The organism is Pseudomonas sp. CROZ-RG-20F-R04-15 (assembly GCF_022662375.1).
Classification (GTDB): Bacteria; Pseudomonadota; Gammaproteobacteria; order Pseudomonadales; family Pseudomonadaceae; genus Aquipseudomonas.
Genome location: NZ_JAKNQL010000009.1, coordinates 115863 through 130649, shown reverse-complemented (window position 1 = coordinate 130649; position 14787 = coordinate 115863). Strand labels below are relative to the sequence as shown.

General features: G+C 60.4%; 12 protein-coding genes. 6 read left to right on the top strand and 6 right to left on the bottom strand.

The window, feature by feature from the left end; all coding sequences use genetic code 11:
* Positions 1–176 precede the first annotated feature (176 nt).
* Positions 177–1163: a taurine ABC transporter substrate-binding protein gene (gene tauA, locus L8H52_RS15435; protein ID WP_242207812.1), complete on the top strand. Its 987-nt coding sequence runs from the start codon at positions 177–179 to the stop codon at positions 1161–1163.
* Between the two features lie 68 nt (positions 1164–1231).
* Here tauA and argA read toward each other — a convergent pair whose 3' ends face one another.
* Positions 1232–2530, bottom strand: a complete 1299-nt coding sequence (gene argA, locus L8H52_RS15430; protein WP_007913824.1) for an amino-acid N-acetyltransferase — start codon at positions 2528–2530, stop codon at positions 1232–1234.
* 263 nt (positions 2531–2793) lie between these two features.
* Positions 2794–3948, bottom strand: coding sequence for an acetylornithine deacetylase (gene argE, locus L8H52_RS15425; RefSeq protein WP_242207737.1), 1155 nt, complete (start codon positions 3946–3948; stop codon positions 2794–2796).
* A 155-nt stretch (positions 3949–4103) separates the two neighbouring features.
* On the opposite strand from argE, the gene L8H52_RS15420 reads away from it, so the two are divergent.
* The gene (locus L8H52_RS15420) at positions 4104–5474 is read left to right on the top strand and encodes a CYTH domain-containing protein (RefSeq protein ID WP_242207736.1); all 1371 of its coding nucleotides are present in this window, start codon (positions 4104–4106) and stop codon (positions 5472–5474) included.
* An 89-nt stretch (positions 5475–5563) separates the two neighbouring features.
* Here the strand turns inward: L8H52_RS15420 and L8H52_RS15415 are convergent, their stop codons facing one another.
* The gene (locus L8H52_RS15415) at positions 5564–6028 is read right to left on the bottom strand and encodes an Lrp/AsnC family transcriptional regulator (RefSeq protein ID WP_016983809.1); all 465 of its coding nucleotides are present in this window, start codon (positions 6026–6028) and stop codon (positions 5564–5566) included.
* Positions 6029–6154: 126 nt separating this feature from the next.
* Here L8H52_RS15415 and L8H52_RS15410 point away from each other — a divergent pair, with 126 nt between their 5' ends.
* The 3 genes from L8H52_RS15410 (at position 6155) to L8H52_RS15400 (ending at position 8757) form a co-directional block, all read left to right on the top strand.
* Positions 6155–6493 carry a hypothetical protein gene (locus L8H52_RS15410; RefSeq protein ID WP_242207735.1) on the top strand — a complete coding sequence of 113 codons (339 nt, stop codon included), beginning with the start codon at positions 6155–6157 and terminating at the stop codon, positions 6491–6493.
* A gap of 92 nt (positions 6494–6585) precedes the next feature.
* Positions 6586–8370, top strand: coding sequence for a type II/IV secretion system protein (locus L8H52_RS15405; protein ID WP_242207734.1), 1785 nt, complete (start codon positions 6586–6588; stop codon positions 8368–8370).
* Positions 8371–8436: 66 nt separating this feature from the next.
* On the top strand, positions 8437–8757 hold the full coding sequence (locus L8H52_RS15400) for a DUF2388 domain-containing protein (RefSeq protein WP_242207811.1): 321 nt from the start codon (positions 8437–8439) through the stop codon (positions 8755–8757).
* 187 nt (positions 8758–8944) lie between these two features.
* On the opposite strand, the gene gcvP is transcribed toward L8H52_RS15400, so the two are convergent.
* The gene (gcvP, locus tag L8H52_RS15395) at positions 8945–11818 is read right to left on the bottom strand and encodes an aminomethyl-transferring glycine dehydrogenase (RefSeq protein ID WP_242207733.1); all 2874 of its coding nucleotides are present in this window, start codon (positions 11816–11818) and stop codon (positions 8945–8947) included.
* Positions 11819–11974: 156 nt separating this feature from the next.
* On the opposite strand from gcvP, the gene L8H52_RS15390 reads away from it, so the two are divergent.
* Complete coding sequence (locus L8H52_RS15390) at positions 11975–13117, top strand: DegT/DnrJ/EryC1/StrS aminotransferase family protein (RefSeq protein ID WP_242207732.1); 1143 nt, start codon at positions 11975–11977, stop codon at positions 13115–13117.
* Positions 13118–13172: 55 nt separating this feature from the next.
* Here L8H52_RS15390 and gcvH read toward each other — a convergent pair whose 3' ends face one another.
* Both gcvH and gcvT read right to left on the bottom strand, forming a co-directional pair.
* The gene (gene gcvH, locus L8H52_RS15385; RefSeq protein WP_242207731.1) at positions 13173–13556 is read right to left on the bottom strand and encodes a glycine cleavage system protein GcvH; all 384 of its coding nucleotides are present in this window, start codon (positions 13554–13556) and stop codon (positions 13173–13175) included.
* Between the two features lie 50 nt (positions 13557–13606).
* Positions 13607–14689, bottom strand: a complete 1083-nt coding sequence (gcvT, locus tag L8H52_RS15380) for a glycine cleavage system aminomethyltransferase GcvT (protein WP_242207730.1) — start codon at positions 14687–14689, stop codon at positions 13607–13609.
* Between the last annotated feature and the right edge of the window lie 98 nt (positions 14690–14787).

The following is a 14787-nucleotide window of genomic DNA, read 5'->3' as shown; positions in this document are numbered from 1 at the left end:
TATTCATTCTTTTTCATATCATTTCGGAATATGGCTATTATCTTGCCATCTCCGCCGGGATACAGCGTATCGGCGACTAAGCTCATTCCTAAATGGTATTTGTTAGCCTTTTTTTATATCGATTAGCTTTGGCGCAACCGCAATTCGTCAAACCCTATCGAAAAGGCGACGCCATGATGGCCAAACGCGCACTATCTAGTCAATTTGTTACAGTTTGTGTGTCAGCAATCATTTCTTTTTCCGCCCATGCCGCCACCCTCACGGTGGGCTATCAAACCGGTATCGACCCGAGCAAAGTCCCCCAAGCTGACGGCGTCTACGAGAAGACCATCGGCGAGAAAATCGACTGGCGCCGTTTCAACAGCGGCCCGGAAGTTGTGACAGCCATTGCTTCCGGTGACGTGCAGATCGGCAACCTCGGTTCCAGCCCGTTAGCGGCTGCCGCGTCGCGTAATCTGCCCTTCGTCGCGTTCATCGTTTCAGCGCAGATCAATGCCGCCGAAGCCTTGGTGGTACGCAACGGCAGCGGTATCAACACACCGCAGGATCTGGTCGGCAAAACCATCGCCACGCCGTTCGTTTCCACCTCCCACTACAGCCTGCTCGGCGCCCTCAAGCACTGGGGTCTGGACACTTCGAAAGTCAAAGTGGTGAACCTGCAACCCGCAGAGATCGCCGCCGCGTGGAAGCGTGGGGATATCGATGGTGCGTTTGTCTGGTCACCGGCGCTGGGGGAAATCCGCAAGACCGGCAAGACCCTGACTGATGCCGCGCAGGTCGGTCAGTGGGGCGCGCCAACCTTTGAGGTTTGGGTTGCCCGTAAAGACTTCGCCGAAAAGCATCCTGACGTTGTGGCCAAATTTGCCAAAGTCACTCTAGACGCGTTTGCCGATTACGCCAGCCACAAGGACAGCTGGACAGCAGACTCCGAACCTGTGCAGAAAATCGCCAAATTGACCGGTGCCAATGCCGCCGATGTACCGGAATTGCTCGCAGGTTCAGCGTTCCCGGATGCCAAGGCGCAGCAAACCACGGCGCTGCTGGATGGCGGCACGGCGAAGGCGATCGGCGAGACGGCGAAGTTTTTGAAGGAACAGGGCAAGGTTGAGACGGTGCTGCCGGACTACTCGCCGTACGTCAGCGCGAAGTTCATCGCCCAGTAAAAAGCTTCGCGAGCAGGCTCGCTCCCACAGGAGTGGGAGCGAGCCTGCTCGCGAATGGAGCGCCTCGGTTACAGAGTCTTTTCGAAGATCTTCGAGTTGCGCTGAAAGTTGTACAGCGAAGCCCGCGCCGCCGGCAGGCGTTCGACGCTGCTCGGCTCGAACCCGCGCTCGCGGAACCAGTGCGCGGTGCGCGTGGTGAGGACGAACAATGTCTTCAATCCCTGCGCCCGCGCCCGGGTTTCGATGCGCTCCAGCAGTTCATCACCGCGACCGCCGTGGCGATACTCCGGATTCACCGCCAGGCACGCCAGCTCACCGGCATCGGAATCGGCAATCTGATACAGCGCCGCGCAGGCGATAATCATGCCTTCACGCTCGACCACGCTGAACTGCTCGATCTCGCGTTCCAGCACTTCGCGCGAGCGACGCACCAGAATCCCCTGCTCTTCCAGCGGACTGATCAAGTCGAGCAAGCCGCCGACGTCTTCAATCGCCGCCTCACGCACCAGTTCGAATTGCTCTTGCGCGACCAGCGTACCGCCACCGTCACGGGTGAACAGTTCGGTCAGCAGCGCGCCATCCTCGGCGTAACTGACGATATGGCTGCGCGCCACGCCGCCACGGCAAGCCTCGGCGGCGGCATCCAGCAGTTCTGCCTGATAGTTGCTGCCCAGACGCTGCAAATGCGCCGGCACTTGTTGCGGGCGCAGTTCGCGCACCAGTTTGCCGTTTTCGTCGATCAGACCGAGATCGGCACCGAACAGCAGCAGTTTGTCTGCGCCGAGGTCAATGGCGGCGCGGGTGGCGACATCTTCGCAGGCGAGGTTGAAGATTTCACCGGTTGGCGAGTAGCCCAGCGGCGACAGCAGCACGATCGAGCGTTCATCGAGCAGGCGATTGATGCCCTTGCGGTCGACCCGGCGCACTTCGCCGGTGTGGTGATAGTCGACGCCTTCGAGCACGCCGATCGGCCGTGCGGTGACGAGGTTGCCGCTGGCCACGCGCAAACGCGAACCCTGCATCGGCGACGAAGCCATGTCCATCGACAAACGCGCTTCGATGGCGATGCGCAATTGGCCGACCGCATCGATCACGCATTCCAGCGTCGCGGCATCGGTGATGCGCATGCCGTGGTGGTAATGCGGGGTCAGGCCACGGGCGGCGAGACGGGTTTCGATCTGCGGACGCGAACCGTGCACCAGCACCAGACGCACGCCGAGGCTGTGCAGCAGGACGATGTCGTGGACGATGTTGCCGAAATTCGGATGCTCCACACCGTCGCCGGGCAGCATGACGACGAAGGTGCAGTCGCGGTGGGCATTGATGTAAGGAGACGCGTGGCGAAGCCAATTGACGTATTCGGGCATGAACCTGGGCCTGTAATAAATAGCAGCCTAAAAAGGGCGAAACGGAAAACGCACAGCGGGCTGATGGTTATCGTCGGAACAGGCTTGGCGACACGCGCGCTCTCCTCATGAATACGGGTTGGGATGCTGGCAATTTACAGCGTTTGATCAGGCAAAACACAATCCCTGTGGGAGCGAGCTTGCTCGCGAAAGCGGTGTATCAGTCGACATCAAGATGTCTGAAATGGCGCTTTCGCGAGCAGGCTCGCTCCCACAGGTGTGGATCATCGTTCGTCAGCGGTCAGGCAGTAATGTTCAATCAACTGCCGTAATAGATGCACGGTAGGCTGCAAACGTGACATTTCAAGGTACTCGCCGGGCTGATGCGCGCACGCAATGTCGCCGGGGCCAAGCACGATGGTTTCGCAGCCAAGGCGCTGAAGATAAGGCGCTTCGGTGCCGAACGCTACTGCTTCGGCGCTGTGACCGGTGAGCTTTTCGGCGATGCGCACCAGTTCGGCGTCTTCCGACTGCTCGAACGGCGGCACTTCCGGGAACAACGGCTTGTAATCGATCTTCACCTGATGCCGTTCAGCGACCGGGTTGAGCTTGCGCAGAATCTCCGCGCGCAGGATTTTCGGGTCCATGCCGGGCAGCGGTCGCAGATCAAACTCCAGCGAACACTGACCACAGATGCGGTTGGGATTGTCGCCGCCATGGATGCAACCGAAGTTCATGGTCGGTTGCGGCACGCTGAATTGTGGGTTGTTGAATTCACGTTGCCACAACAGACGCAGGCCGCGCAGTTCGCCGATCGCATCGTGCATCGCTTCGAGCGCGCTGTGGCCCAGACGCGGATCCGACGAATGGCCGCTCTGCCCGAGGATGTCGATGCGTTCCATCATGATGCCTTTGTGCATGCGGATCGGCTTGAGCCCGGTCGGCTCGCCGATCACCGCCGCACGGCCCAGCGGACGCCCGGCCTCGGCCAGTGCGCGGGCGCCGGACATCGAGCTTTCTTCATCGCAGGTGGCGAGGATCAGCAGCGGTTGCTTGAACGGCTGATCGAGCAGCGGCAGCACGGCTTCGATGATCAGGGCGAAAAAACCCTTCATGTCGCAACTGCCCAGCCCTACCCAACGGCCATCGACTTCAGTGAGCTTCAGCGGATCGGTCTGCCACAACGCATCGTCGTACGGCACCGTGTCGCTGTGTCCGGCCAGCACCAGTCCACCGGGGCCGCTGCCGAAACTGGCGAGCAGGTTGAATTTGCCGGGGCTGACCTGCTGGATGTCGCAGCTGAAACCCAGATCGCCCAGCCAGCCAGCGAGCAAATCGATCACCGCGCGGTTGGACTGATCAAGGTTCGGTTGGGTACAGCTGACCGATGGCGCGGCAATCAGCGCAGCGAACTGGTCTTGCATGGACGGCAAAGGCATCGCTGACTCCAACTCCCGATTTGAAGTCCATCATAGAACCATCCGGCGTCAGGAATAAACCGCCGCAGGGCGTAGGACGAATCAGTCCTGTACACTGCACGGCCTTGGCAGCCACATATTCCCCGGCTGCGCTCCCGATCCTGGATTTTCCGGCCATGCAGAAAGAAACCGAAATCAAACTCCGCGTCAGCCGCGAAACCCTCGCCGCCCTGCGCGAGCACCCGTTACTGAAGAAACGCAACAAAAGTGGCTGGGAACGCCGTGAGTTGATGAACCAGTACTTCGACACCCCCGAGCGCGACCTGGCCCAGGCCAAAGTCGCCCTGCGCCTGCGCAAGGACGGTGACGAAGTGATTCAGACCCTCAAGACCCGTGGCCAGAGCGTTGCCGGTCTGTCCGAGCGCAATGAATACGACTGGAAGTTGCCGAAAGCCAAGCTCGACGTGAAGAAACTGGACGGCGAATGCTGGCCCGAGTCGCTGGCCGAACTGGACAAGAAAACCCTCAAGCCGATCTTCACCACCGATTTCGTCCGCGAGCGCGCCGAAATTGCCTGGGGCCGTGGCAAGAGCAAAGTGGTCATCGAAGCCGCGCTGGACCTCGGTCACGTGGTAGTCGGCAAGCAGAAAGAAGAAATCTGCGAGCTGGAACTGGAACTGCGCGAAGGCGAATCCGCCGCGCTGCTGGAACTGGCTGCTGAACTGGCTGAAACCCTGGCGCTGATGCCGTGCGACATCAGCAAGGCTGAGCGCGGTTATCGTCTGTACGACGCCAACAGCTACTCGCTGAGCCTGCCGGCGCCGGAGCTGACCCCGGAAACTCAACTCGACGACGCCTTCGCCGCACTGAGCTGGCACTTGCTCGGCAGCAGCCAGCGTCTGGCTGAACAATATCGTTTCAATGGCCACTGGCGCCTGTTGCTCGACTGGGTCGAGAACCTCGCCGAAATGCGTGCACTGTTGAGCAGCCTCGGCCAGGCCGCGCCGCGTCAGTCGACCCACGACTTGCGCGTTGCCCTGGATGCGTTGCTGGAAGACTGGCGCCCATTGGTGCAGGCCGGTATCGAAGATGAAGACGTGCGCAAAGCCGCACCGGAGCAGTTCCTCGAAGAACTCGAAGACCCGCGCTGGGGCTCGTTCTCGCTGAACACTTCGCGTTGGTTGCTGGCTCGCACCTGGACCGCCGATCGTAACGTACGTGGTAATCGTCAGGGCGGCGCGCAGTTGCACAGCTGGTTGCCGCGCACATTGGGCGAAGAAGCGACGGCCCTGCAATTGCAGCGTTATCAGCAGCAGCCGGAAGATCTGGCTGAGCAACTGCCGCGTATCGAGCGCATCCAGGTCTGGCTGCACCATGCTCGTAACGTGCTGGAGATCCCGGAAATGGATCGCCTGTATGGCGAACTGAACAAGCTGGCGCAACTGGCCAACGAGCCGACGATCACTGACGAACTGCTCGATGCGCGCAAGCAGCAGGCGATTGCGGTTTACCAGAATCGCGCGTGGAAAATGCTCCTGCGCATGTAACACCGCTTTCGCGAGCAGGCTCGCTCCCACTTTGGAATGCAATCTCCTGTGGGAGCGAGCTTGCTCGCGAAGAGGCCAGCCGCCTTACCTCAAACCGGCAAGCTTGTGGTGGACTTGATCTCCGACAACGCCACGATCGAATTCACTTCCTGAATCCCCGGCACCAGCGACAGCTTCTCGAAGAAGAATCGCTCATACGCCTCGATGTCCGCCGCGACAATCCGCAACAGAAAATCCACCGCGCCCATCAGCACATAACACTCCAGCACCTCCGGAAAGCCGCGAATCGCCTCGGTGAACTCGGTGAAGTTCGAACGCCCGTGCGCGTTGAGTTTTATCTCGGCAAAGATCTGCGTATTCAGGCCGATTTTCTTGCGATCGAGCAAGGTCACCTGGCCGCGAATGATCCCCTCTTCCTTCATCCGCTGAATCCGCCGCCAGCACGGCGATTGCGACAGGCCGACCTGTTCGGCGATCTGCGCGCTCGAGAGCGAAGCGTCCTCTTGCAGCAGGGCAAGAATCTTGCGGTCGTAGCTGTCCAGCTCGCTGTGCATAGAAATACCTGAATCACGTTGTATTACGAATTGATCACATCGATCAATCGCCAATAACGCCGATCATAGCCAAGAAATACCCCGTGCCGAATGTAAAAATTCCTCCAGAGATTTTGGAGACTTGCCATGCCGCACCTTGAAGCCGTGAACAGCGCCCCTACCCGCGCCGACGTCTGGAACGTCAGCAACGCCCATTGCCTGGCGCAATATCAAATCCTCGCCGAAGCCGAACCGGATTTGCTGGTGCGCGTACTCAACCTGTTCGCCCTGCAATTCCTCACGCCCGAGCAGGTCAACGTGCAGCGGATGGACGAATTGATGTCGATCGACATCGTCATGGGCGGTTTCAGTTGGCATCGCGCGCAAGTGATCGCGGAAAAACTTCGTAACCTGATCAGCGTTTGCTCGGTGAACCTGCAAAGCGCCGACAGCGCTTGGGATGCCCCCGCGCAAGCCGCTGGCTGACAAATCCGGCAACGGCTTCGTCGGGTAGTGGCCCAACGGTCTACCGGGCCGCGACTATCCTTTTGCGCACTGTCGCTCAAAAGGAAGCCCGCATGTCCGTTCAACTTGCCACTCAGGACCGCTGGCTGGAACTCAACGAGGTGTTGCGTGAACTGGTCGCCCAAGGCTTTATTTGCCAGGACTCGGCGGAGCAGGCACTGAATGCCCGTCGCCGTCATGCAGCCCATGGCCAGATGCACCCACTGGAATTTATCGCCAGTCAGCAACTGGACGACCTCAGCCGTCCGGGCAAGCATCTTGATCTGGAAAGTCTGACCCTGTGGCTGGCACAGCAGGCCGGCCAGGCGTATTTGCGCATCGATCCGCTGAAGATCAACGTCGCCGCCATCACACCGTTGATGTCCTACGCCTTCGCACAACGGCACAAGATTCTCGCGGTGGCGGTCGACCGCGATGCGGTGACCGTGGCCAGCGCTCAGCCTTACGTTACCGGGTGGGAAGCCGATCTGACTCACGTGTTGAAACTGCCGATCAAACGGGTAGTGGCCAACCCGGCGGACATCCAGCGCTTCAGCGTCGAGTTCTTCCGCCTGGCCAAATCGGTCAGCGGCGCCAGCAATGCCGACGCCCAGAGCGGCAATCTCGGCAACTTTGAGCAACTGCTCAACCTCGGCGCCAGCGATCAGGAACCGGACGCCAACGACGCGCACATCGTCAACATCGTCGACTGGCTGTTCCAGTACGCCTTCCAGCAGCGCGCCAGTGATATCCACATCGAACCGCGCCGCGAGCAAGGCACCGTGCGTTTTCGCATCGACGGCGTGCTGCACAACGTCTACCAATTTCCGCCGCAGGTGACCATGGCGATTGTCAGTCGCCTGAAAAGCCTCGGACGGATGAACGTCGCCGAAAAGCGCAAACCCCAGGACGGCCGGGTCAAGACCAAGACCCCGGACGGCGGTGAAGTCGAGTTGCGGTTATCAACGCTGCCGACTGCGTTCGGCGAAAAAATGGTCATGCGGATTTTCGACCCGGAGGTGCTGCTCAAGGATTTCGACCAGTTGGGCTTCAGCGCCGACGACCTGCGGCGCTGGCAGGACATGACCCGCCAGCCCAACGGCATCATTCTGGTCACCGGGCCAACCGGTTCGGGCAAGACCACCACGCTGTACACCACGCTGAAAAAACTGGCGACGCCGGAAGTGAACCTCTGCACCATCGAAGACCCGATCGAAATGGTCGAGCCCGCATTCAACCAGATGCAGGTGCAGCACAACATCGACCTGAGCTTCGCCGCCGGCGTGCGTGCGCTGATGCGACAAGACCCGGACATCATCATGATCGGCGAGATCCGCGATCTGGAAACCGCTGAAATGGCGATTCAGGCGGCGCTCACCGGGCACTTGGTACTGTCGACCCTGCACACCAACGACGCGCCCAGTGCGATCAGTCGTCTGCTCGAACTCGGCGTGCCGCATTACCTGATCAAAGCCACCGTGCTCGGGGTTATGGCGCAACGACTGGTGCGCACCTTGTGCCCGCATTGCAAGGCACCGCTGACACTGGCAGACGAAGACTGGCAAACCCTGACCCGCCCGTGGCAGGCGCCGTTGCCGAGCAACGCACAACGCGCCATCGGTTGCGTGGAATGCCGCGACACTGGCTATCGCGGCCGCGCCGGGGTCTACGAGATCATGCAACTGAGCGACAGCCTCAAGGCCTTCATCACCCCGGACACCGATCTCACGGCGATCCGCCGGCAGGCGTTCAAGGAAGGCATGCGCAGCTTGCGTCTGTCCGGCGCGCAGAAAGTTGCGGCGGGACTGACGACGGTTGAGGAAGTGCTACGAGTGACGCCGCAGAGCGAGCAGAAATAAGCCGCCACGGAACCGGATCGGGGAAATGGCGATCCAACGCCGTAGTTAACCCCCAGGAGTCATCTCATCATGCGTCTCAAACTTGCTGTCGCCACTCTGGCCTTGCTGTCCCTTCCCGTTGGTTCGGCCATGGCGGACAGCTTTTGGCGTAACGTCATTTCGTCCGGTGCGACCACCGGTTCGACCTATCTGACCTTCAAGGATCACAAGCTGATCATCGCCGCACAGGATGATGCCGGCAGTTTCGTTGCCAGTGACGGCGGCATTCGTGGGCCGTATCTGGAAGCGGCGATGCAGAAAGTCCGCGCCGACAATCCGGGCCTGCAGGCGACGGACATGGAACTGGCGAATGCGATTCTGGCGATGAATGCCGTGGCTTCCGAGTAAGCCATCCGCCAACAAAAATGCCGCTCAATCGAGCGGCATTTTTTTGCCAGGATTTGCGCCCCACTCATAACCCTGTGGGAGCGAGCCTGCTCGCGAAAGCAATCTTTCACTCAACACTTTCGGTGACTGAATCACCGCTTTCGCGAGCAGGCTCGCTCCCACAGGTGACGGTGTGCTTGCCGGGAAATCAGCGGTAATCATCGACCGGAACACAAGCACAGAACAGGTTGCGGTCGCCGTAGACATTGTCGACCCGATTCACCGCCGGCCAATACTTGTGCGCCTTGGTGTGCGCATCCGGGGTAATTGCTTGCTCGATGCTGTACGGCCGCTCCCAAACCCCGGTGATATCCGCCAAAGTATGCGGCGCTCGTTTCAGCGGATTGTCCTCGGCCGGCCAGTTGCCGTTCTGCACCTCAGTGATTTCCGCGCGAATGCTCAACATTGCACCGATAAACCGATCCAGTTCAGCCTTGGACTCACTCTCGGTCGGCTCGACCATCAGCGTCCCTGGCACCGGGAATGACATGGTCGGCGCATGAAAGCCGTAATCCATCAAACGCTTGGCGACGTCCTCCTCACTGATCCCGGTCTGCGCCTTCAATGGCCGCAAATCGAGAATGCATTCATGCGCGACCCGCCCATTGCGGCCGGTGTACAGCACCGGGAACGCGCCGGACAAATGCTGCGCCAGGTAATTTGCCGCCAGAATCGCCACCTCGCTGGCATCCGCCAGTTGCGGGCCCATCATGGCGATGTACATCCAACTGATCGGTAAAATGCTCGCACTGCCCCACGGTGCCGCGCTGACCGCCGTGTTCTGTGGCTGCGGGCCGTCAAGCGGCACCACCGGATGATTGGCCACGAACGGCGCCAGATGTGCGCGCACGCCAATCGGTCCCATGCCGGGTCCGCCGCCGCCATGGGGAATGCAAAAGGTCTTGTGCAGGTTCATGTGCGAGACATCAGCGCCGATGTCCGCCGGCCGGGCCAGTCCGACCTGCGCATTAAGATTGGCGCCATCCATATAAACCTGGCCGCCATGCGTGCGGATGACTTCGCAGATTTCGCTGATGCCCTCCTCGTACACGCCGTGGGTCGACGGGTAGGTCGCCATCAGGCAGGACAGTTTCGCCCCGGCCTCGGCAGCCTTGGCTTTCAAGTCATCGAGATCAACGTTGCCGGCCTCGTCGCACTCAACGATCACCACCCGTAACCCGACCATCTGCGCCGAGGCCGGGTTGGTGCCGTGGGCCGAGGACGGAATCAGGCACACATCACGCCCGCCCTGCTGCCGGCTCTCATGGTATTTGCGAATCGCCAGCAGCCCTGCGTATTCGCCCTGCGCGCCGGAGTTGGGCTGCATGCAGATCGCATCGAAACCGGTGATTGCGCACAGCCAGCGCTCCAGCTCTTCGATCATCAGCGTGTAACCGACCGCCTGCTCTCTCGGCACAAACGGGTGCAGGTTGGCGAATTGCGGCCAGGTGATCGGGATCATTTCGCTGGTGGCGTTGAGTTTCATGGTGCAGGAGCCCAGCGGGATCATTGACTGGTTGAGCGCCAGATCCTTGTTCTCCAGTTGTTTGAGATAGCGCAGCATCTCGGTTTCGCTGTGGTGGGCGTTGAACACCGGATGGCGCAGGTACGGGGTTTTGCGCTGAAGATTGTCGGGGATGCCCGAGCTCAGGGCTTCAGCGTCAAGTTCTTCGACGTTCAACCCATGATCGGCACCCAGCAATACATCGAACAGCCTGGCCACCGTGCTTTCACTGGTTGTTTCATCAAGACTCAGCCCCACACGGCCGCGGCCAAGAATTCGCAGGTTGATCTGCGCAGCTTGAGCGCTTTCGATAATCGCGGTTTGCGCACCGCCAACGTCCAGCGTCAGCGTGTCAAAGAACTGCGCATTGACCCGAGTGATGCCTTTGCGCTCAAGCCCGGCCGCCAGAATGCAGGTCAACCGATGCACGCGCTGGGCTATACGTTTCAAGCCTTCCGGCCCGTGATACACCGCGTAGAAACTGGCGATATTGGCCAGCAGCACCTGCGCCGTGCAGATGTTCGAGTTGGCCTTCTCACGGCGAATATGCTGCTCGCGGGTTTGCAGGGCCATGCGCAGCGCGACGTTGCCCCGGGCATCTTTCGACACACCGATGATCCGCCCGGGAATCGCCCGTTTGTATTCCTCGCGACTGGCAAAGAACGCCGCGTGCGGGCCGCCATAACCCATCGGCACGCCGAAGCGCTGGGACGAGCCGAACACCACATCGGCACCCAGTTCACCCGGTGGCGTCAGCAACAGCAAACTCAACAAATCGGTAGCGACACAGGCCAGCGCCTGCTGCGCATGCAAGTGATCGATCAACGGCCGCAGATCACGGATCTCGCCGTGAGTGTCGGGATATTGCAGCAGCGCGCCGAATACCTGGTGCTGCTTCAAGTTATCCACAGCGTCGATGATCAATTCGAAGCCAAAACCTTCGGCGCGGGTCTGCACCACGGAAATGGTTTGCGGATGACAGTTCTCATCGACGAAAAACAGATTGCTCTTCGACTTCGCGACACGTTTGGCCAGCGCCATGGCTTCGGCAGCCGCCGTGGCTTCATCGAGCAGCGAAGCGTTGGCCAGTTCGAGGCCGGTGAGGTCGATGGTCAACTGCTGGAAATTCAGCAGCGCTTCGAGTCGGCCCTGCGCGATCTCCGGTTGGTACGGCGTGTACGCGGTGTACCAACCGGGATTTTCCAGGACGTTGCGCAGGATGACGGTCGGCGTCAGGGTGCCGTGGTAGCCCATGCCGATCAGGCTGGTCCAGAGCTGATTCTGCTCGGCGTAACCGCGCAGTCTGGCCAGCGCCGCTTGCTCATCCAGCGCAGGGGGCAAATCGAGTACGCGGTTGAAGCGAATGCCCGGCGGTACGGTCTGTTCGATCAGTTCGACGCGGCTGCCGAGACCAAGGCTGTCGAGCATCGCTTGTTGCTCGGCGGCGTCGGGACCGAGGTGACGGCGCAGGAAGGCATCGGGATCGCGTAACTGGCTCAAGGACGGCAACTGGGACATGACGGGCTCTCTCTTGGCTGGCGCTCGGCGTCAATGCAACACGGTCAAACCAGCATAGCAGTCGATATCGTCGCGTACGGCTTGGCGGCCAAGGCTGTTCCGGGCCATGCTGTGGCGCCTGCCTCAGGCGTCCAACCAGCGGATGATAAAAGCCTCATGAGCCAACTGCCGTTCCTGCCGTTTTCCAAACCTGTTATCGATGAAGCCACGATTGCTGCCGTCGGCGATGTCTTGCGTTCTGGCTGGATCACCAGCGGGCCGAAGGTTCAGGCCTTTGAAGCGCAGCTGTCGGAATATTTCGCTGGGCGCCCGGTGCGCACTTTCAATTCCGGCACCTGCACCATGGAAATCGCCTTGCGCATTGCCGGCATTGGCCCGGGTGACGAAGTGATCACCACGCCGATTTCCTGGGTGGCGACGGCCAACGTGATTCTTGCAGTCGGCGCTACACCGGTGTTTGCCGATATTGACCCGGTGACCCGCAACATCGATCTGGATCAACTGGAAGCGGCCATCACCCCACGCACCAAAGCGCTGATTCCGGTTTATCTCGCCGGCCTGCCGGTGGACATGGAGCGCCTGTACGACATCGCCCGTAAACACAAGCTGCGCATCATCGAAGATGCCGCACAGGCGCTGGGTTCGAGCTGGAATGGACGGCGTATTGGCGCCACGGGCGATTTCGTGTCCTTCAGTTTTCAGGCGAACAAGAACGTCACCTGCTCCGAGGGTGGTTGCCTGGTGCTGAACACGCCGGAGGAGGCACGGTTGGCAGAGAAGTACCGTTTGCAAGGCGTGACCCGCACCGGTTTCGATGGCCTGGATGTCGATGTGCTCGGCGGCAAGTTCAACATGACCGATGTCGCTGCCACGATCGGTCTGGGCCAGTTTGCTCATATCGAAGCGCTGACGGCGCATCGGCGTGAACTGGCGCGGCATTATTTTCAGTGCTTTGGCGATGACTTTACAGCGACCTATGGCGCCCAACTGCCGCCAGCGGACTTCACCAACAGCAACTGGCACCTGTTCCAGCTGGTGCTGCCGGAGCGCATGGACGGCTTGCCGGCGCGGGCGACATTCATGGAGCAGATGCAGGCGCATGGCATCGGGATCGGCTATCACTACCCGCCAATTCATTTGCTGAGTCTGTACCGCGAGCGCGGCTTCAAGGAAGGGATGTTTCCGGTGGCGGAGCGGGTCGGACGGCTGATCGTGTCGCTGCCGATGTTTACCGCGATGAGCAAGGAGGATGTCGAACGCTCGGTGGCGGCGGTGAAAGCGGTGTTGCGCAACGCCTGACAGACGCCCATGAAAAAGCCCCGACAGGTCGGGGCTTTGGGGTGTTGCTCAACGCTTACTCGCCGATGGCAGCCTTGTAAGCGGCAGCGTCCAGCAGCTTGTCCAGCTCAGCCTTGTCGCTTGGCTTGATCTTGAAGATCCACGCGCCGTACGGGTCGGAGTTCAGCAGTTCCGGCGAACCGCCCAGTTCTTCGTTGATTGCGATGACTTCACCGCTGATCGGCGAATAGATGTCGGAAGCAGCTTTCACCGACTCAACCACACCAGCCTGATCTTCGGCAGCGAACACCTTGCCCACCTCCGTCAGCTCGACGAACACCACATCGCCCAGCGCTTCCTGCGCGTGATCGCTGATGCCCACGGTGACGGTGCCATCGGCTTCCAGACGTGCCCATTCATGACTTTCGGCAAAACGCAGTTCAGCGGGAATATTGCTCATCTTCGGTGTCCTCAGGAATTGGGTCAGCGGTCATGCCCGCCGGAAAAAGGTTAGATCAAAGTTTTGCCATGGCGTACGAAGGTCGGTTTGACCACCCGTACCGGGTACCATTTGCCACGGATTTCCACTTCGGCGCGGTCGGCGGTTGCCATCGGAACACGCGCCAGGGCAATCGATTTGCTCAGCGTAGGAGAGAAACTACCACTGGTGATCTCCCCTTCGCCAACATCGGCGATACGAACCACTTGATGAGCGCGCAAAACGCCGCGTTCTTCCAGCACCAGGCCGACCAGTTTGTGCGCAACGCCGGCGGTTTTTTCTGCTTCCAGCGCAGCGCGGCCGATGAACTGGCGCGTGGCCGGTTCCCAGGCGATGCTCCAGGCCATGTTCGAGGCCAGCGGCGAGACGTCTTGATGAATGTCCTGACCGTAGAGGTTCATCCCGGCTTCCACCCGCAGGGTGTCGCGGGCACCGAGGCCGATCGGGGAAATACCGGCACCGACCAGATCGTTGAAAAAACCCGGCGCCTGACTGGCTGGCAGACAGATTTCCAGACCATCTTCACCGGTGTAACCGGTACGGGCGATGAACCAGTCGCCGTCGGTATAGCCTTCGAAGGGTTTGAGGTGCTGGATCAGCGTGGCGCGGGACTGGGTGACCAGTTCGGCAATCTTGTGCCGGGCCTGCGGACCTTGAATGGCGAGCATCGCCAGCTCGGAGCGCTCGTGCAGTTGCACGTCGTACTTGCCGAGCTGCGCGTTCATCCAGGCCAGATCCTGATCGCGAGTGGAGGCATTGAACACCAGGCGATAACAGTCATCGAGACGATAGACGATCATGTCGTCGACGATGCCGCCACGCTCGTTGAGCATGGTGCTGTACAACGCCCGGCCGGGGCGGTGCAGGCGGTCGACATCATTGGCCAGCAAATGCTGCAGCCAGGCTTTGGCCTGGGAGCCGGTGACATCGATCACGGTCATGTGGGATACATCGAATACCCCGCAATCGCGGCGCACCTCGTGGTGTTCCTCGACCTGCGAGCCGTAATGCAGTGGCATGTCCCAACCGCCAAAATCGACCATCTTCGCGCCGAGGGCGAGATGCAGGTCATACAGAGGCGTACGCTGTCCCATGGGTTTCTCCTTCCGGGCGTGGCGAAGGTGCGGACAGCCGCTATACGGGTGAAAGCCTTGAAATAGAAGGCTCTCAGCCGATCCCAGCGAACCGGTCT